This window comes from Pseudomonas sp. ICMP 561 (assembly GCF_002699985.1).
In the GTDB taxonomy this organism is placed as follows: domain Bacteria; phylum Pseudomonadota; class Gammaproteobacteria; order Pseudomonadales; family Pseudomonadaceae; genus Aquipseudomonas; species Aquipseudomonas quasicaspiana.
This window is the reverse complement of record NZ_LKBT01000034.1, coordinates 107,552-125,746: the sequence shown is the minus strand read 5'-3', so window position 1 is coordinate 125,746 and position 18,195 is coordinate 107,552. Positions and strand designations below refer to the sequence as shown.

14 protein-coding genes are annotated in these 18,195 nt (G+C 57.3%); 1 reads left to right on the top strand and 13 read right to left on the bottom strand.

Annotated elements, in window-relative coordinates; all coding sequences use genetic code 11:
* The first annotated feature begins 46 nt into the window (after positions 1-46).
* On the top strand, positions 47-1,009 hold the full coding sequence (locus AO242_RS20460; protein WP_099270156.1) for a hypothetical protein: 963 nt from the start codon (positions 47-49) through the stop codon (positions 1,007-1,009).
* 63 nt (positions 1,010-1,072) lie between these two features.
* Here AO242_RS20460 and AO242_RS20455 read toward each other — a convergent pair whose 3' ends face one another.
* From AO242_RS20455 to AO242_RS20395, 13 genes are all read right to left on the bottom strand, one after another.
* A complete protein-coding gene (locus AO242_RS20455; RefSeq protein WP_099270155.1) occupies positions 1,073-1,636 on the bottom strand; it encodes an ankyrin repeat domain-containing protein in 564 nt (187 codons plus the stop codon).
* Positions 1,637-1,699: 63 nt separating this feature from the next.
* The gene (katB, locus tag AO242_RS20450; protein WP_099270154.1) at positions 1,700-3,226 is read right to left on the bottom strand and encodes a catalase KatB; all 1,527 of its coding nucleotides are present in this window, start codon (positions 3,224-3,226) and stop codon (positions 1,700-1,702) included.
* 141 nt (positions 3,227-3,367) lie between these two features.
* Entirely contained in the window at positions 3,368-4,156 is a 789-nt protein-coding gene (locus tag AO242_RS20445; RefSeq protein WP_099270153.1) for a substrate-binding periplasmic protein, read from the bottom strand.
* A 134-nt stretch (positions 4,157-4,290) separates the two neighbouring features.
* Entirely contained in the window at positions 4,291-6,183 is a 1,893-nt protein-coding gene (locus AO242_RS20440; RefSeq protein ID WP_099270152.1) for an acyltransferase family protein, read from the bottom strand.
* A gap of 42 nt (positions 6,184-6,225) precedes the next feature.
* Positions 6,226-7,539 carry a hypothetical protein gene (locus AO242_RS20435; RefSeq protein ID WP_099270151.1) on the bottom strand — a complete coding sequence of 438 codons (1,314 nt, stop codon included), beginning with the start codon at positions 7,537-7,539 and terminating at the stop codon, positions 6,226-6,228.
* Positions 7,540-7,541: 2 nt separating this feature from the next.
* The gene (locus tag AO242_RS20430; RefSeq protein ID WP_099270150.1) at positions 7,542-8,849 is read right to left on the bottom strand and encodes a hypothetical protein; all 1,308 of its coding nucleotides are present in this window, start codon (positions 8,847-8,849) and stop codon (positions 7,542-7,544) included.
* A gap of 523 nt (positions 8,850-9,372) precedes the next feature.
* The gene (locus tag AO242_RS20425; protein WP_099270149.1) at positions 9,373-10,995 is read right to left on the bottom strand and encodes a glucan biosynthesis protein D; all 1,623 of its coding nucleotides are present in this window, start codon (positions 10,993-10,995) and stop codon (positions 9,373-9,375) included.
* A 252-nt stretch (positions 10,996-11,247) separates the two neighbouring features.
* Positions 11,248-12,648, bottom strand: a complete 1,401-nt coding sequence (gene lpdA / locus AO242_RS20420) for a dihydrolipoyl dehydrogenase (protein WP_099270148.1) — start codon at positions 12,646-12,648, stop codon at positions 11,248-11,250.
* Positions 12,649-12,890: 242 nt separating this feature from the next.
* Positions 12,891-13,820 carry a phosphatidate cytidylyltransferase gene (locus tag AO242_RS20415; protein WP_027902502.1) on the bottom strand — a complete coding sequence of 310 codons (930 nt, stop codon included), beginning with the start codon at positions 13,818-13,820 and terminating at the stop codon, positions 12,891-12,893.
* Positions 13,820-14,440, bottom strand: a complete 621-nt coding sequence (locus tag AO242_RS20410) for a lysophospholipid acyltransferase family protein (RefSeq protein WP_099270147.1) — start codon at positions 14,438-14,440, stop codon at positions 13,820-13,822. Before AO242_RS20410 ends, AO242_RS20415 begins: the two co-directional genes overlap by 1 nt.
* 9 nt (positions 14,441-14,449) lie before the next feature.
* The gene (locus AO242_RS20405; protein WP_099270146.1) at positions 14,450-14,905 is read right to left on the bottom strand and encodes a hypothetical protein; all 456 of its coding nucleotides are present in this window, start codon (positions 14,903-14,905) and stop codon (positions 14,450-14,452) included.
* A gap of 214 nt (positions 14,906-15,119) precedes the next feature.
* Entirely contained in the window at positions 15,120-16,472 is a 1,353-nt protein-coding gene (locus tag AO242_RS20400) for a phosphatase PAP2/dual specificity phosphatase family protein (RefSeq protein WP_164706260.1), read from the bottom strand.
* Positions 16,430-18,187, bottom strand: coding sequence for a bifunctional alpha/beta hydrolase/class I SAM-dependent methyltransferase (locus AO242_RS20395; RefSeq protein WP_099270144.1), 1,758 nt, complete (start codon positions 18,185-18,187; stop codon positions 16,430-16,432). Before AO242_RS20395 ends, AO242_RS20400 begins: the two co-directional genes overlap by 43 nt.
* Positions 18,188-18,195: the final 8 nt, after the last annotated feature.

Here is an 18,195-nt window from a genome sequence, read left to right as displayed (position 1 = left end):
CTCCGATTCTGGAGCGGCAGACTCATCGGTTTTCGGGACACAAGAAATGCGGACGTTTTTTCTGGGCTGGACAGCGCAATACGAGCGGCGATTCATCAACTACCTGGCCGCTCGTTACGAAGTGCGCAGACTGGAAGTGCCCAAGCTGATCAAGCGTACACATCGTCTGGTCACGCGCAATCGCCGGTCTGGTGGTGTGCAAGACAGAATTGTGCCGTGGCTGGGTCGTTTGTACTGCGCGATCAAAGGGTTTCGGAACACCGATATTCTGGTCTGCAACGAGGGCCAGATTCAGCGCAACGTATTGCCCTCTATCGTGCGTGCGTTCCCGGGGTACAAAGTGCTGATGGTTCGGGATTTGGTCGATGAGGCTTTTGTTCACGCAATGAGTCCGTTCTTTGATCGAATCTATAGCTTCGATCAGGCCCAGTGTGATCGTCTGGGCATGCAGCATCTGAATCAGTTCTTCCCGTTGGGCTTCGATGAAATAGCCGCACCAGTCGTAGTCTCCGGCGAGGCGGCTACCGGCCAGCGGTGTTTCTTTCTGGGCCGCGACAAGGGCCGTTCCGCCTTGCTGGATCAGCTCGCCAGTGTGTTGGAGCAACACGGATGCGAGGTGGATTTCCACATTGTGCGGGACAGCACCTCTACCCCAACCACGCGTTTTCACACTGACGCACTGCTGGATTACGAAGCCAATCTTGAGCTATCGCTTGCTGCTGACGTGTTGGTCGAGATCAATCAGCCTGGTCAGTCCGGCTTCACGCTGCGAACCCTGGAAGCGGCTTATTTCGGCAAAAAGCTGATCACCAATAATGCCTCGGTGAAAGAAGCAGCCCTGTTTCACCCTGCCAATATCTTTGTCTTCGATGCACAGGCGTCCTGGGATACGACGGCGTTGGGCGAGTTTTTGAAAACACCTTACCAACCGCTTTCGAAGGAAACGCTTTACGCGTACTCACCTGATTACATGATCGAGCGTTTGATGAAGGAGACCGGTCGCCCTTAGGTCTTCAGGTATTAAGTCACCAACGCGATAGGCAACCCAAAGCGCTGCCATCAGGCCAAGCGCTTACTGTGATGGCTGCAACGGCTGAAACTCTCCTCGTTCAAGGTTCTGCACCTGATTTCCCATGGAATCTGTGGCGTTAAGGTCTGCGCCTTTGGCGGCGAGGGAGTCGAGGATGTCTTTGCGGTGGAACAGGGCGGCGTACATCGCTGCGGTCTGGCCAGCGTTGTTGCGTTGGTCTGGCGCGCAATTGGCGGCAACCAGTTGGTGGGCGATACTCAGTTCACCCTTGAAGATGGCGCCCATCAGCGCGGTATTGCCTCTGAGGTCTTTGGCGCAAGGATCTGCACCTGCATTCAGAAGTTGCGTCACCGTTTCCTGGTGGCCGTGATAAGCCGCGAGAATCAGTGCGGTGTAACCCTTTTCGTCCTGAACGTTCAGGTCAAATTTAGCGTTGATGAATTCGTTGAGCATGTCCTGTCGGCCGTCACGTGCGGCCTGGAAAAACAGCGCACGCAATTGCGCCTGAGTGTCGGTGGTTGTTGCTTCGTTTGTTGCTTCGGGCGTGGCGGCACTGGCAGTGCCGGCGGTGAGGCACAGCAGCAACGCGAACAGGGTTCTGCGCATGGTGGAATCCTCTGGAAGGCTCGGCTCGCTCCAACCAGACAGCTGAAGCGAGCGAGGTGTTGATCAGTCCTTCAGTGCGGCAGCGAGTTGCTTGACCTTATCCAGGTCGCCTTTGGCAACTTTGGTCACGCCAGTGCCGTATTCCGGATCAGCCTTGTAGAGGAATGAAAGCATGATGTTTTTGCTTTCGGTATCGGTGGTGGCCAGCGACTCACCAAAGCTCTGGATCAAGTCCTGCTGGTCTTTTTTGCTGTAAGAACGATACAAGTCGCCCGCTTGTTTGAAGTTCTGCTCGCGCTGAATCTTCGCTTGTTGGGTGGTGCCTGACAGTGGCAGTTGGCTGTAGCGAGCGGCTTCAACAGCGGGGCGCGGATTGAGGCGGCTTGGCTCATAGTTGACGCCGGTTGTAGTGTTACCGCTGTTCAGCGAACCGTCCTGATTGCCGTTGTTGACCTTAACCTTTGGCGCGTTGATCGGCAGGCTGAAGACGTTGGTGCCGACGCGGTAGAGCTGAGTATCTGCATAGGAGAACACGCGGCCCTGCAGCAGGCGGTCTTCCGAAGGCTCAATGCCTGGCACGACGTTGGCTGGAGCCATGGCGACCTGTTCGGTTTCCTGGAAGAAGTTATCCACATTCTTGTTCAGGACCATCTGACCAATTTTGCGTTCTGGAACGTCCGGCCAGATTTTGGTGGCATCCAGCGGGTCGAAATCAAACTTGGCCAGGTCTTCAGGTTTGATCACCTGAACGTAGAGGTCCCATTTCGGGAAATCCCCTTTCTTGATCGCATCCACCAGATCATTGGTGAGGTGGCTGTAATCCTTGGACTGGACTTCGGCAACCTGTTTTGGATCAAGGTTTTTCAGGCCTTGCAGGCTTTTCCAGTGGAACTTCACGTAGTTCACTTCGCCTTTGGCATTCACCAGTTTGTAAGCGTGAACGCCGTTGCCATCCATGGTGCGATAGCTGGCGGGAGTGCCTTCGTTCGAGTACAGCAAGGTCAGAGTGCGAGTCGCTTCCGGCACGTGGGAGAAGAAATCGAAACGGCGCGAGTCGTCATCCAGGTTGGTGCGCGGGTCAGGCTTGAACGCATGCACCATGTCCGGGAACTTGATGGCATCACGAATGAAGAACGTCGGGAAGTTGTTGCCGACCAGGTCCCAGTTGCCGTCTGCGGTGTAGAACTTGGTTGCAAAACCGCGCGGATCACGCAGGGTTTCCGGCGAGTGATTGCCGTGTACCACCGAGGAGAACCGCACGAATACCGGTGTGTGTTCACCTTTGCTGAAGACCTTGGCTTTGCTCAGGTCAGAAGCACCTTCTGACGCAACGAACTCCCCGTGGACACCAGTGCCGCGCGCGTGCACGACGCGCTCAGGGATGCGCTCGCGATCAAAGCGCTGGAGTTTTTGCAGCAGTTGTACGTCCTGCAAAAGGACCGGGCCGGTAGCGCCGGCGGTTTGGGAGTTCTGATTGTCGCCAACGGGGGCGCCATTATCACGGGTCAGGTTGTCAGCGTAGGCTGCGGAGCTTGCCATCAGGCTTGCTCCGATCAGACTCACTGCGACGTGGAAGCGAGGTATGGGCATCACAGGTCTCTCTCTGTTTTTGGTTGTTCTGAGAGCCTAAGCGTAAAGACGAGTCTTGCGGTTCATGAATTGTTTAAAGCTATGTCCTTGATAAATTTGGACATTTGAACTTAATTCGGATTTAGTGATCGTCACGGAATTTCAACAGGTTAGGGCTTCCGATTGGCAGCCACCTGCTGCATGAGAGGCGAGGTATGACGCGCGAATCCGAGCCACTTCGCCGCTCTTGATCATTGCTTGAATTGCTTTATTTATACCCGGAAGCAGGGCCACAAGTTCCGGCTGTAACTTGATGCTGATCGCAGAATCGCTGAGGCTCGCGCCACGCTCGAACAGATTCGGGTCCATGCCTTGTTCTGCGACGAGGTAATCGAATAGATCATCGACCATTGCGATGGCGTCAACGCGTCTTGCCAGTAGCAGTTTAAGCAGCGCAGGGTCTTCCGAGGTTTCCAGTTCCACCAGGTTTTTGTCCGCAAAGGACGGGTCCATGGTCAGGTAGGTATAGCCCCGGACAGTGCCTATAGTCAGGCCGCGTAACTTGTCCACAGGGACTTTGGCGGCGGGGCTTCCTTTGAGCACGTAGAGGTGTTCCTTGACGCGCAGGTAGGGTTCGGAAAACACAAAATGTTGAAGTTCTTCGGGGCTGTTCCACTGCACCGAGTCGGCGTAGTTCATATCGAGCTCGTCCCTGCCGAGCATGGCTTGCAGCCGATTGACCGGGTAAGAAACGAACTGCGCCTCGATATTGGCTTGCTGCAGAACGCGGCGGACGATGTCGGTGGATATGCCGCGCAGATTGCCTTGCTTGTCTTCATAGCTGAATGGCCGCCATTGGGTGCCTCCAGCCTGGTAAACCTCTGCATGCGCTGCACCGGTCAGGACTAACGCCGTCAGTAATATTCCATGACACAGGTTGCTTAAAAACATGCTCGACTCTGCCTCCGTGCAAAATGGCCTGAGCCCAAGTTAGCAGCCAAACGTGGCGGTCACGTGAAGATTTTCGCAAGACGCAAAAAAGCCCGCGCTGATCAGGGTCAGGCGGGCTGGTTTTGCGCAGGCGGCTATTGAGTAATCTGCTTGCTCAGCTCCGGTAAAACAAAGTTTTTCACGATGTATAGCGAGCCTTCTTCACTAAGGTGACCGGAGTCGATTTGCAGCAGCGAATCGTCCTGCAGCCGCACCAGACAAGCGTTAGCGATACAGAGTTTGTCGATCAGCGACACAAAGTCGATCGCCTCAGGATCAATCTGGCCGTGGGTTGCCCGGTCAGCGGCCATGACGCTCTGATCCAGCGCCGGGTCGCTGATGTGCGATTCGTTCTGCTTCCAGTGCCGGTTGGCGATCACACTTGGCAGGGAAGGGCTCCATTGCGGCAACGGGCCCAGCAGGACGATGTGTTTGACCCCGTAACGCTTGAGGCGAGTGGCGATGTCGTTCCAGCGGGTTTTGTCGTGCTGATCCTTCTGGGCGATCACCACGACATCCGGGCGCAGCTCGCGAATACTTTGCAGCGCGGTCCGGTTGGAATAGTTGCAGGTCAGGCGCGGCGCGGTGGCGCGTCCATTGTCCTGAGTCAGGCTGGGTTTGCAGCCGGCCGAAGCGACTTGATAGAACGGTGTGTCGTGTGCCAGCAAGGTTCGTAAACCCAGGGACAACGCCTGGGCATGAGAGTCGCCCCACAGAAAGACGCCACCGCGCCCGCGCTTCTCCGTGCAAGACGGATCAATGGCGGACAGGCCGCGTTCGGTGAATGCAGAAAAGGCGTCGCATTTGAGCCAGTAGGTTTCATACAGATTTTTCTGCCGATTGGCGTAATCCTGAACAAAGCGCGCCTTGTCGGAAATGCTCACCGAGCGCAGCGCCGAAACCGCCCCTTCCGTAGCATTTACCGCCCCTGCGGCGACAAATACCGAGCCGATCAACGCGCTGACAGTGGCGAACCTCCAGCGCCGTTTTCCGTTAACGGCTGAGGGGGATTTTTCGATCAGGTGATAAGACGCTATGCCCAGGCCAAAGGCGCAGAGTATGCCCAGCACCAGGCTGGATGTTTCGCCCAGATAACCCGAGTAACTCATGAACACCACCACCGGCCAGTGCCAGAGGTACAGCGAGTAAGACAGTTTGCCGGTCCATTGTGAGAATCGGTTACCGGTCAGGAACGAGTCTTGTCGCGCCGCAATGATCACGGCCAGGGTACCCAGCACCGGTAGCAACGCCAGATAACCCGGCCATACGTCCTTTTCGGAGAGGACAAGGAAACTCGCCAGCATCAGCCCCAGCCCAACGCGCTCCAGAGCGCGTTGATGCGATGTCTGGAGCTTGATGGGGAACGCACAGGCGGCAGCGCCGACCAGCAGCTCCCAGGCGCGTGTCGGCAGCAGATAGAACGACGGCTCCGGCCATTTGAATGACGCGAAGACACAAAAGCCAAACCCGCCCAGACAGGCGATCAGGATCAGCCAGCGCAGATGGTGCAAGGCAATCACTCGGCTCAACGCCAGCAATACCAGCGGATAGATCATGTAGAACTGCCACTCCACCGACAGCGACCATGTGTGCAGTAACCATTTCTCGTGGGCGCCTGGAGTGAAGTATCCGGCTTCGAACCAGTAAATGACGTTCGATACAAACCCCAGGCTGGCAGCGATGTGTTTGCCCAGTTCGCTGTAGTCCTGCGGTAACAGGTAAAACCAGCCTGCGAACAGGAGCACGAAGCACAGCACCGCAAGCGCCGGGACTATCCGTCGGGCTCGGGATACGTAGAACTTCAGCAGACTGAAATTTCCCGCATGCAGGCTGCGCAGGATGATGCCCGTGATCAGATAGCCAGAGATCACGAAGAAGATATCCACGCCCGCAAACCCGCCGGGTAACCAATCGGGATTGAAGTGGTAAAGCAGCACGGCGATCACCGCGATGGCGCGCAGTCCATTGATGTCTTTTCTGAAGTCCATTGCGTTCCGTCATCCGGTCTGGAGGCGTTGCAGGGCGCGAGATCAGGGGCGTTGGGGCGCTACTGTCTCGGAGTTCAGGCTGATGATTTTCGGAAAGCGGGTGAGGGTGACAGGAACAGAACAACTGCCGTCCTGACAGCGCCAGAAAGTCTCGCCGGATATTTGCCCTTTGGCCGGGTCAGCTGTGTCGACGAACATGACCGGGCCTCTCAGCGGGCGCTGAGTGGTGATCTGCTCCAGGCGGGGCCCGCCGACAATCCAGGCGGCAATGACATGTTCATCACCCTTGTCGAAGTGCAGTTGGTAGGCGTCGGCAGATTGAGTGCTGGCCTGCGCGTCCCAGGTGAAATGCCTGATCACGTCGGCGATGGCTTTGACCATCCCATAAGCTGGCTTGGGCGACAGGTCCTGATTGAGCAGACCAAAGTTATGCTCCTGATCGGTTCTGTCTGGCCCGTCATTGATCAGGTCGTACCACCAAAGGCCTTTGATGTTCGGGACGGTGCGGGTGAAAAACAGAATCTGCGCAAGGTACGCCGCCTGGGTTTGTTGGGTATTCCCGCATGGACCTTTGTGGCTGGGCCACGCCATTTCCGTGATGTAGATCGGCACGATGCGCCCGGCCCTGGTGCGAACGTGTTGTTCATAATCGCGCAGCCATTGCACCCAGCTTTCCGGGTTGTTGCGCCCGTCGGCGGCGCAGTGGGCGTAAGGATGAATCGATAACCCGTCAACGAGGTCGAGCATGCCTGCGTCGATCAGCCGATCAGCGAAGCCACCGTCCATGCCTTCCGGTGTCACCGAGCCAGCGAGGATTTTGGCCGGAGTGCCGTTTACCTGAGTGGTGTTCTTGCGGATCACCGGTACGGCTTCACGGACCAGCGTGGCGTAATCCGCACTGATTTGCGGGTCTTTGGGGGCTTCAAGGTCCCACTCGTTCCAGATCTCGTAGAAATCGACTTTGTTGCCCAATTGGCCGGTGACGTAATTCACGTAGTCCAGGTAACCCGCCTTGACCGTCGGCGTGCGCGGTTTGGCGTTGTCATGAAAGGCCGTGCTGTAGTCCAGAATCGTCAGCCTGTTCAGATTCAAGCGGGTGGCGGTGCTCAGGTAGTCCCGCCACGGCGTTATGATGCGCCACTGATTGGGCTTAGGCTCTGCGGTCGACCAGAAAACGTCGTCTTTGACGGCGCTGAATCCAGCCTTGGCAGCCAGTTCCAATGCGGGCTTCGACGAGGCGTCGAAGTTCATCAGGTGCGTGCTGATGCCCAGAATAAAAGCCTCTTGGGCCTGCAACGCAGTGCAGGTCAGCCAGGTCATGCAGGCCAGTGCGGCGGCAAATCCTTTGCCCGCCATGGTCAGTACACCGTCGGTGAGGGCGACAGGTAAAACTCCTGCAGTCTCGGGGTTCGTCGACTATCGAGAAGTTTGTCAGACAGTGCATGACCTATCGCCAGGCCCAGGAACAGATTGGCAACGGTCACCTCAAACATGTCGGTGGTCCAGCCGATCATGCAGCAGCAGAAGGTGATCGCCAGCAATGCTCTACCGACATGGCTGTCGTCATCGGTCAGCTTGAAAAACAAGGGAATCTGCATCAGGTACAGCAGCACGCCGCCCAGCCCGAGCATCGCCCACAGGTACATGGCGCTGCTGTCCGAACCGGCCAGCATCTCGCCACCGGGAACCGGGAACATTGAAGCGGCGCCACCGAACATGCCGAAGCCTGCACCGGTGAGGCTCCAGCCTTCTTTGCTGACGGCGTAAGCGACATTGGGCCAGGTGTTGATCAAGCGGTCATACAAGGTGCCCAGTGCCGAGTTGCTACTGCTGATGGTGTGCAGATCAAAGTCATAGATCATGCCCAGCACCGGCAGCAGCATCCCCGCGAATACCGTCATGACGCAGGCAATTCGCGTCGTCCAGCGCATGCGGCTGATCAGCAATAACACCAGGGTCAACGCGAAGGCTGCGGCGGGCGCTTTGCTGGTGGTCAGGACAATGGCGTACAGCGCCACCGGGCTCAACAGCAGCCACAGAAGCCGTGAGCGCAGCAGCATGAGCAGGTATAGCGTGTAGATGGCGATCAGGATCGACAGGATGTTGGATACCCGTGCGAACCCGGCGATGCGGTCTTCGGTATCCGTAGTCCATGAGGTGTTAGCGCTCAGCTCGGCGTCACCGATGCTGTAGCTATAGCCCTTCCACGGCACCGAGGTGAATTTGTCCAGCGCTATGCCCACCAGCGATGCCCCCAGACACAGGCCAATCACCCATAAAAACAATCTGCGTCGATGGACCAGATGTTCGCTGCAGACCATCCCGAACAGCAGCGGACTGATGCCAAACAAAGCGAAAGCCACATTGTTCAAGCTGGCTCCGTGAAGCATCGCCAGTACGCTGGAAACCACCAACAGCAGCAAGCTCAGCCAGACCACCCGACCGGCTTTGTAATCGCGCAGCTCCAGGGCAAACATCACCAGGCAGGCAATTTTCGGCACATACAACAGAGGCCCGATGCCTGCCTTGTCGAAGTAAAAGCGCAGCGCACCGGAAAAGGTCTCGATCAGAATCAGGCTGATGGCAATCCATACCACCACCGTCGATTTGTTGAAGGTCAGAATCGACGAGCGAGCGTCTTGGCCTTTCGCAGAGTTCAACGTCATGTTTTCTGCCTCGGGAATGCTGATTGGGAATTGGATCGTGCTTAAGATTCTGTGAACACGGCCCTGTGGGAGATTCTCTGGTGGCTTGCAATCCCGTAGGACCGGCTTTAGCCGGGAGAGCGGTATTTCTGGCGAAGAGTTTTAGGTAAACGTTCCGACGCCCTCCCGGCTAAAGCCGGTCCTACGGGATTGCGCGTCTCGCCAATGGGCACGCGATGTTTAAAGCCGTGATGAGTTGAGGTCTGAGAGAAAACAGCATCCACGCTACCGCTCATCAACCATGGGGAATGGCCAACGCGACAGGAAAACAGGGGGGGGAAATCAGAAAGGACAGGAGCTATATCAGCCTGAGTTCGAAGAACTGTCAATCAATTCGTCAATATTCGAGCATCTTCCAAAGGGCAGGAATTCCATCGATTTGTAACGTATTGAATTGGCTGAATATTAAAAAAATGACGTGCGCAGCAATATGACTCCGAGGTGCATGCAGCATTGCTGCAATGCACCCCGAAATCATTTCACGTTACGCCGGGTACTTACGCTTGTCAGGCGCCGGCGGGAAATACTGGTACAGCCAGGTTTCGCTGAGCGTTCGGTCCTGAGTCTTGATGTACATACGCATCTGCACAGGTTCGACCGAATCGCTGTCTGGCAGCCAGTCGAAAATGATCCGATAGCCTTTGATGTCCGGCAGCACGAGGATGTTGAATTCCTGCAGCTTGCCATGCGAGACGGTCACGATAGGCTCGATAGCGGTGCCTTCCGGCAGGTTTTCCAGGCCGCCGCCGTTGAAGTCCACAGCGAAACGTCGTGCCCAGAACTTCGGGTAATGCTCGCCCGGTGCCCAGCCTTCGGTGAATCCGCCCATGCCGGAACGAGTGGCATGCACTTGCGCCAATGGCGTGCGCACTGGTGGCAGCGGTGCCCAATACAGCTTGTAGCCGTAATTGACTGATTGCCCGGCTTTGATTTTGTCCTTCGGCGTCCAGAACACAACGATGTTGTCCATGGTCTCACCGGTGGTGACGATTTCCACCAGATTGACCGCGCCTTCGCCCCACTGCGTCGTCGGCTCTACCCACAGGCTTGGACGGCGGTGATACCAGTCAACGGTGTCCTGATAGCTGGCAAATTCATGGTCGGTCTGCACCAGGCCAAACCCTTTTGGGTCTTTGTCAGCGAACGCATTGAACTGCAGGCTGGGCGGGTTGTTCAGCGGGCGGCAGATCCACTCACCATTACCACGCCACATGGCCAGACGATCCGAGTCATGGATTTGCGGGTGAATCGTGTCGCACATCCGGCGCTCGTGAGTGCCGCAACTGAACATGCTGGTCATCGGCGAGATGCCCATCTGATCGATGTCAGTGCGCGCGTTGATGTTCGCATCGATGTCCATAACCACCTGGCCGGACTGGCAATCGATATCGAACTTGTATGCGCCGGTGCAGCTTGGCGAGTCCAGCAGGGCGTAGACCACAAAACGCGTGGCGTTCTTGTCCGGCGTTTCGAACCAGAACTTGGTGAAGTCGGGGAATTCTTCCTGGCGCTTGGCGTAGGTATCAATGGCCAGGCCGCGTGCTGAAAGGCCGTATTGCCTGTTGCTGTCCACTGCGCGGAAATAGCTGGCACCGAGGAACGACACAACATCATTGATGGCGATTTCGGGTGCCTTGAACAGCTTGAAGCCAGCAAAACCCAGGTCACCTTTGACCAGCGATTTGTCGATGCCGCTGGACTCGTAGTTGAACAGTTCGTGGCGGAAATGCACTTCCCGGGACTCTTTGGTCTTCGGGTTGACGCTGTACATGCGCACCGGCGTTTTGAAGCCCATGCCGACGTGGAAGAAATGCACGTCCAGTTGGCCATGAAGCTCGTTCCACAAGGAGTGGCCAGCGTCGTATTTGATCGCGTTGAACTGTTGCGGTGTCATGTTTGCCAATACAGGAGGCAGTACTTGCTTGTTGCTTACGTAACCCCGACCAGCCAATTGCTTGGCATGGGCTTTCAGTGCATCGAAGTCGAAGTGTTCGATTTCGCCGTCGGCCGTGGCGGCCATCGCGCGTGCAGCAAAAAGCCCTGAGGCCGGAACGCTGCTATAGGCCGCCAGCGCCATGGATGCTTTCAGGAGAGTCCTGCGATTCATAAGGTGAAGCCCCTAACGAGTACTGTGCATCCTGCACAAGAAAATTTGCGCGCTACGACTCCTTGCTGAACGCCAAAGTACCGACAACAGATAACAAACACAGCATCTGGTTCGAAAAAAACATAAATAATTACGATTTAGATGTGTGGACAACGCCGATCTTCGGTAGGAGCGAACTTGTTCGCGAGAGGCTTTGACTGATACGCCGCCTCGCCAACAAGTTGGCTCCTACCTGGGGGCTGACGGGCAGTATCAAGACTGCGTCGGCAACCCGATTACGCTCATCGCCGCCTGGCGCAGGGCTTCGGAGCGGGTAGGGTGGGCGTGGCTGATCAGCCCGATGTCTTCGGACGATGCAGCGAACTCCATGGCGACACAGAACTCGGCGATCATTTCGCTGACGCTTGGCCCCACAAGATGCACGCCGAGAATTTCGTCGGTGCGTTCATCGGCCAGGACTTTCGCGAAGCCATCCGTTTCGTGGTTGACCTTGGAGCGGCTGTTGGCGCTGAACGGGAACTTGCCGATCTTGTAAGCGCGGCCATCTGCCTTGAGCTGCTCTTCAGTCTTGCCAACGCTGGCCAGTTCCGGGCGGGTGTAGATCACGTTGGGGATCAGGTTGTAATTCACTTCACCGGCCTTGCCGACGATACGCTCCAGACACACCGTTGCTTCGTCTTCGGCCTTGTGCGCAAGCATCGGACCTGAGGTGACGTCGCCGATCACCCAGACATGCTCTGCAGCGGTTCGATGGCCTTTGTTTTCGAGCATGCCGCGCTTGTCGACCTCAAGGCCGACCGTCTCCAGTCCCAGGCCTTTGGTGAAAGGCCGCCGACCAATAGAGACCAGCACGTAATCGGCCTCGATCAGCTCGGCCTCGCCACCGGCAGCGGGCTCAACGCTGAGATTCACGCCATGATCCGTCGTGGTTGCGGTCGTGACTTTTGAGCTGAGCTTGAAGGTAATACCCTGCCGCGACAGTGAACGTTGCAGTGTCTTGCCCGCTTCCAGATCCGTGCCGTGGGCAACGTGATCAAGATACTCCACTACCGTGACTTTCGCGCCGAGACGTCGCCACACGGAGCCCAGTTCCAGGCCGATGACCCCCGCGCCGATCACGACCAGATGCCTGGGCACTTCAGCCAGAGACAGCGCGCCGGTGGAATCCAGAATGCGCTTGTTGTCGATCTCTACACCGGGCAGCGGTGTTGGCTCGGACCCGGTGGCGATGATGATGTCCTTGGCTTGCAGCTCGGTTTCAACACCCTGTGCATCGGTGACGATGACTTTGCCCGGACCTGCAATGCGCCCCCAGCCTCTGATCCATTCTGCCTTGTACTTGCGAAACAGGAACTCGATACCCTTGGTCAGGGCAGCCACGCTGTCGCCTTTCTGTTTCATCATCTGCGCAAGATTGAGCGTGGGTGTGACCTCGATACCGAGCTTGGCGAACTCCTCGCCCGCGGCCGACTCGTACAGCTCCGATGCATGCAGCAACGCCTTGGAAGGAATGCAGCCGACGTTCAGGCAAGTACCGCCCAATGTCTCACGGCCCTCGACGCAAGCCACGCTCAGCCCCAACTGACCGGCCCGAATGGCTGCGTTATAGCCACCCGGACCGCCACCGATAATCACAACGTCATAACTGCTCATAGCCTTTGCTCCTGAGTCGAGATGCGGGAAGTAAAGCCCAGAAGATCGCGGGGCTGTTAAATTATGGTTGTAATATTCAGGGCGGTAGCCGTCAAGTGGCGTATTCTCGACAGCGCAACCACGTTGGCTGGGCATGCCATATTTGTTGTAGGACCGGCTTTAGCCGGGAGGGCGTGGTTGCGACAACGCGTGTATCGCTGGCATACGCGGCTCGCGGCTGAAGCCGCTCCTACGATGTGGAATCAGGTCCACCAGTACCGCACGAGGTGGAAGAAGATCGGCGCTGCAAAACACACGGAGTCGAGGCGATCGAGCATGCCGCCGTGACCTTCGATCATGTGACCCCAGTCCTTGACGCCACGGTCGCGCTTGATCGCGGACATGACGATGCCACCGGCAAAACCCAACAAGTTGATCAGCAGCGCGATCAGAATCGACTGCCACGGGTTGAATGGAGTAATCCAGAACAATGCTCCGCCAATCAGCGAGGCAAGTGCTATGCCTCCGACAAAACCTTCAACGGTCTTGGAGGGCGACAGATTGGGCGCAATCTTGCGCTTACCGAAGAGCTTGCCGCAGACGTACTGCAACACATCCGACAGTTGCACCACGATCACCAGCCAGGCGATCAGCAACAGATTACGGCCTTCGTACCCGGCGATATCCAGCGTTAGCAGGGCAGGAACGTAGGACACGCAGAACACTGCGATCATCAGCCCCCACTGGACCTTCGATGCACGCTCGAGGAAATGTTTGCTGTCGCCCCCCAGCGAGGCAAGGATCGGCAACAGCAAGAACACGTAAACCGGAATAAAGATCGAGAACAGCCCGTACCAATCCATCCAGATCAGGATGTATTGCAATGGCAAGGCTACGTAGAAAGCTGCCACCAAGGCCGGGTAGTCGCTTTTGCGGGTCGGCGTCAGGGTCAGGAACTCCCTCAGGGCATAGAACGACACCGCGTAGAACAGCAGGATGACAGCGGTGTATCCCAGCGAAAAGGCGATGCCGATGACGATCACCATCACCCACCACGCGTTGATCCGCGCGTTCAGGTTGTCGATGACCGAATTAGGGCCGCCAGCCTTGCGTTTGAGGATGTAGCCGATCAACGAGGCCAGCAGCAGAATCGCGCCAATCCCCATGAACAACATTTGGGTCTGCTTATCCATCAAAGCTGCTCCGGAGCCAGGGCCAGCAGCGCTTCACGGCTGCGCGACAGAAACTGTTCTTTGCTTTCTTCACTGCCCAACTGCAATGGCGCGCCGAAACTGGTGGTACACAACAACGGCAGTGGCAGTATTCGCCCTTTTGGCATTACACGATTGAGGTTGGCGATCCACACTGGCACCAGCTCAGCCTGTGGATAACTTTTAGCCAAGTGGTACAACCCACTTTTGAACGGCAGCAGACCCTCTTCAGGGTTACGGGTGCCCTCCGGAAAGATGATCAGCGAATCACCGTTTTCCAGCGCTTCCAGCATGGGCTGTAACGGGTTGCTTTCCGGCGTCTTGCGCTGCCGGTCCACCAGCACGCCATTGAACACACCGTTGATGATGTAGCGGCGCAGAGGACTGCTCTGCCAGTAATCCGCGCCCGCAACGGGGCGAGTCAACTTGCGCAGCGCTGGAGGCAGCGAAGCCCAGAGCAAGACGAAATCGCCGTGGCTGCTGTGGTTGGCGAAGTAGATGCGCTGTGTCGGCTCTGGAGAGCTGCCGAGCCACAGGCTGCGGGCACCGGTGATGCTGCGCGCGCCTGCTGTAATCAGCGTCGCGACCAAGGGTTCAAACATGGCGTTTCCTCAAGAGGTGAAGGACAACCAAGGGAAAATCACGACGGCACTCAGCAATACCAATAACTGAATGGCCAAAAACAAAAGCTGCTGGCGCAGAAGCCGCAACGCACCCTGAATGCGGACTGACCACGCTCGGCCAGCTTTATCCACAGGCTGCAGGCCTAGCTTGATCAAGGCATCATCCAGCGCTGCAGTGCGATCTGTTGGCCACTGAGGATCGCTGGCTATGACGTAGAACAGATCAGCGTCAAATGCCACGCGCATGGCGTAGTACTTTTCCAGCAGACCCAGAATCACTCCCGATACAGCGAGTATCAACAGGAACGGTTGAACCCCGGTTATCAACAGCTGAATCAGGCCGAAGGCCAGACTGAGCAGCGTCAGCCCTGTGGACAAATTATCAAGTGCCGTACCCCGACGCAGCAGGCTGGCAACCACGTGGAGCTGCATTTCATGGGACATCTCTGTTTGCCTTCAGGTGAGTCTGCGCCGGTTTGACGCCATCGCGAGCTAGCTCGCTCTTCTCAAAAAAACTACAACTATATGATTTTGAAAACGTTTCTGTAGGAGCTCACGAGCACCGCGAGGCCGCGATAGCGGTCTGTCTGATACACCGCTATCGCGGCCGCGCGGTGCTCGTGCGCTCCTACAGGTCTCCGTTCGCAACAGCGCAGTGTCAGGGAAGCGTGGTGCTGCGCAAAACCGCTTTATGCCCGGCACCCAGAACAATTCTCGGCGCTGCAGCGCGGAGCATGGCCACTGCGTTATCCACAGACTCGGCTCGTCCAGTGTGTAGAAGCCATGCCGCGACGGCTGTGGCGCTACGAGAGTAGCCCAGCGCGCAGCAGACCAGTACCGGGCCTCGCTCACGTAGACGTTCAATCGCTTCAGCGGCTATCAGGCATTGCGCGGCAGTGGGGACTGTAAGATCCAGAACCGGGACAACCTGATAACCACGAGAACCGGCATCCAGCGGCAGCTCGGCGGACATATCCACAACCGATTTGAAAGGCGGCAGTTCGGATTGAGCAGGCAATCGCCCCAGCCAGATGTTATCCACAATCTCGCTTGGCTGCGGGCGGGATCTTGTCCACAACCTCGAATTTATCCACGCGCCTACCAGATAAGGAGCGAATAACCAGCACGCTGCCGGGGATAAGCTCCCATCCTCGCGCTTCTGAAAGCCATTGGCGCCCAGCAGCAGGTAATTGATCGCCACCAACAGTAACGAAACCGCTGGCCAGATCAGCCACAGCCAGCCACCAGCAAGCACCAAGGCCAAGGCTGCGCAGGACAGAGCACCCACGGCGTAATACGCGCTGAGCCTCAACCGTTGCGGATCATGGCTCAGCCTTACGGACAACGCTGGGCTGCGGCCCTGATCAGGCCATAGCCAGACACAGAACCATCCGGCCAATGCGCCTGTGGGTAAGTCGATGAAGTGGTGTTGCCAAGTGGTCAGCACTGACAGGCCAATTAGCGCAAACCAACCGTGCAGCAGCCATCGCCATCCTGCGTGGAAGTTACGCAGATAGCGGTCGTAGCAGACCCATAACACCACCAGCAGCGCGATGTGCAGCGAAGGTGCTTGATTGAACGGCTTGTCAAAACCTGCCAAGACGGCGAACAGCCAGCCAAACAGCCCGTCCAGCTCCGGACGCTCGAAAGTGAAGCGCAGAGGCCAGAGCAGGAAGCAACTGACTGCAATCAGTTGCGCGCTGAACAGGCGCAGCGCATGGGTATCCAGCTCGCGTCGTGTCAGACAGGCCAGCAATGAAAACCCGTAAAGCAGGTCGATGGACCAGTAGGGGATGATGGTCCACGCCCAAAACGGCATATCGCGTTCCCAGCCAAACACCAACGTGCCAACATCAGCACGCTGGGCGGTGTACCAGGTGGCAAAGCCGTAGCTGGCGAAGAAAAATGGTGCAAGAAATATCAGCCACACCACGGCCCGCTTCCATAGGCCTGGCTCGCGCAGGGGCTTCACTGGATGCGCTGCGCTAGGGACACAGTGAAAATCCCCCATTCATCCACACGCTGGGTGATCTTGCGAAAGCCTGCCGCTTCAACCAGTTGATCCATCTCCGATTGGCTGCGACGACGCATCACCCAGGCTTGCCCTTCCCGGTGGCTGGTCAGGGCGCGCGCGATTAACTCCAGTTGCGGGTGCCATGGCTGACCGGTGTACACCAGATAACCGCCGGGCTCTACGGCCGCTGCCAGACCAGCCAATGAGTCGCCGACCATCTGATTGCTGGCAAACAACTCATACAAACCGGAAACCACGGCCAGTGTCGGCTTTGGGTCCAGTGCGGCCAGGTCATTGCGGTCGAACGCATCCGCCTTGATGAAGCGGGCGATATGGCCAAGGCCCTTTTGCTCGATCAACGCGCTGCCGTCACGCACGTTGATGTCGCTGTAATCGCGCAGCAGGATCGACTCCGGCAGCGGATCCACCCCTTGCAGCGATTCCAGGATGTAACGCCCGTGTCCTGCGGCGATATCCACAATACTTACCGGTCTGCCCTGATTGCGCAGTTGCGACATGGCCAGCCGCAGCAGTTCTTCCACGTTAAGCTTGCGTTGGCGAATACCGCGCCAGCCGATGGAGTTCAGGTAGTTCTGGTCAATCACCTTGCCCAGTGCAGAGGTGCCACTCGGCTGATTGCGATAAACATAATCCAGCGTACTGCCGGAGTCGAAGCCGGTATCGAAGCCCAGTTTTACTCCTGTGGATAACTTCGCCCCCAGCCCCATGCTGGCGCGTGTCATTCGCCAATAAAGGTCACGCAACGAGTTGTGGGGCAAAGGTGCGGCCAGCGCTTCGGATTCAGCGCAGGTGACGCCTATCCGGTCTGCGTCCAGCAGTGAGGGTCGTGAGATCGGCTCTTCGAAGTTTTGCAGGATGAAACGCCGAGCTCGACTGATAGCCAGGTGACGATCGCGTTCCCCCAACGTGTCGTGAAAGAAGCCCGGCAGAATGTGCTTCTCTTTGCGCACACTGCCCAACCGTTCGAAAAAACGTTCCTGCGGGCCGCGATGGACCACAAAGTCTGCGCCGGAGATCAGCAGTTGCGTGGGTATCGATATCGCCTCTGCGTCGGCGACGACTCGATCAGCCGCTTCGTAAAGTCCCAGCAGAACATTGACCGATATCGCCTTGGTGATCAGCGGATCGCTGTCGTAGGAGGCAATGCGCTGCGGATCATGACTCAGGAAGCGCGCCTTGACGTAACTGTTGACGAAGAAGTTGCCCTTGAATTTGCGCAGCAGCGCCAGGCCCGGACGGGCGAAGGGCACGTACAGCTTGACCTTGAAGGCCGGCGACGCAAGCACCAATGCACGAATTTTCGGTGCATAGTCATGAGCCCAGGTGGCTGCGATCACGGCCCCTACGCTCTGGGCGACAACGGCCATGTTTTCTTCAGCAATGTCGAAGTTGCTGCTCAAGTGATCAACGAAGGTTTGCACGTCGCGCACACTGGTGGCGAAGCTTGGGCTGTCACCCCTCGCGCCTGGCGATTGCCCGTGGCCACGTGAGTCCCAGGCGAAGAAATCGAAACCTGGCAGATCCAGTTCATCGACCAGATGAGCGATGCGTCCGGAATGCTCGTGACCGCGATGAAACAGCAGCACTGCCTGACGCGGAACCGACGGGTCCTGGGCGGTGGCTGGCCAATGACGATAGAAAAGTTCGGCGCCATCATGAGTGCTGAAGCGCTGATCCTGAGCTACACGCATGTCGAGAT